A 1,475-nucleotide genomic window follows, 5' to 3' on the forward strand; every position below is an offset into this window, starting at 1 on the left:
GGTGTGGATGGTGTAGTTCTGGGCCCTCTGGGGGTGCTGTCCGGCGTTCGGGCCGTACTTGCTGGTGGGGTTCTTGCGGGTGCGGGCCTTCACTCGTTGCCGTCGGTGGGCGGGCAGGAGATCGCTCAGGGCGGCGTGGCCGATCGTGCCGACCAGGTCGATGAGGGTGCCGGGGAAGATTCCATGGCCGGCGGTGACGGTGTCGGTTGCGGCGGCCAGTAGGACGGTGAAACTGATCCGTTCCATGGGTACTTCCGGCCGCCCGGTCAGGGCGTCGTCGCCGGCGCGGATCAGAGCCTGGTAGGCGGTGAGCAGGGCGTAGACCTCCTGGTCGAGGCCATCGATGCTGCGGGAGCGCAGGACGCGGCCGTCGAGCATCGTGGCCTTGATCGAAAAGTACGTAGTTTCCGCCTGCCACCTGCGGTGATAGAGATCAACGAGCTCGGCAGCCGGGAAACGGACGGGGTCCAGCAGATTTGTGATCAGCCGCCACTGCTCGGTGCGGACGGTGCCATCGGCCAAGGTGACGGTGAGGGTCGCCTCGATCACGCGCACCGGCAGCAGTACCCGCAGGACGCCGTAGCCGATGCGGGCGATGTAGGATCCGTCGCCCAGGTGCTCGGCGGGGGTGGGGACGCGGCGGGCCCCGGAGCGCACCAGGAACCGCGCCCCGCTCTGATGGACGGCATCAAGGAACTCGTTGCCGTCGAAGGCCGCGTCGGCAAGCAGGAGCATCGTCTTGTCCAGGGCGGTCAGAAGCCGCTTGGCATAGGGGAGTTCACCCTCGGACTCCGGTCCGAAGGCGGCGGCTATGAGCGCGCGGGTGCCGCACTCGACCAAGGCCAGCAGCCGCAGGAGCGGATAGCCGAACTCCAGACTCTCCCCGGCCCGCTTGGGGTAGCGCCAGGTGAGCGTCTCGTCGTCGGGGGTGTGCAGCAGGGTCCCGTCGACGGCCACCGTGCGCAGGCCCCGGTAGAAGGACCCGGCCTGCCCGGGGCGGGCGACGGGCCCGGCAAGCGTCTCGAACAGACGCCGCAGAGGTGCGGCCCCCACCCTGCGCCTGGCCCGCGTCAGCGAGGAGACCGCCGGACGCACTAGGGCCAGCGGGGTCAGGGCGGCGGTCAGCTTGGACCACACCGTGCGGTACGAGCGGTGTTCGAACAGCGCGAGAGCGAGCACGAAGTACACCACCACCCGCGAAGGCGGCAGCCGCAGGCGCTTCTCGCGCCGACCGGTCTCCTCCAGCACCGCGTCCACCAGCGCGAAGTCCACGATCTGGGTCAACTCCCCCAGATGACCCGGCGCGAACACACCCCGGGCCGTCTCGATCGTGGACGTGATGACAGACTTCTCCTGCAACGGGACCCCTGACCTTGACCGACTTTCTTCGCCGATCGTTGATCTACCAGGCGGTCCCGTTGCACTGTTCAGCAGGGCTTGACGTACAGCTCAGGAGCCAAACGCAACGGTGTTGA

At 68.4% G+C, this 1,475-nt stretch carries 1 protein-coding gene; it reads right to left on the reverse strand.

The features are described from left to right. Positions 1–1,359, reverse strand: a 1,359-nt coding sequence (locus ACFWTC_RS38930; protein ID WP_384075185.1) for an IS4 family transposase, incomplete at its 3' end; no start/stop codon positions are given. Positions 1,360–1,475 lie beyond the last annotated feature (116 nt).

Origin of the sequence: Streptomyces sp. NPDC058619 (assembly GCF_042717785.1) — a bacterium.
Taxonomy (GTDB): Bacteria; Actinomycetota; Actinomycetes; order Streptomycetales; family Streptomycetaceae; genus Streptomyces.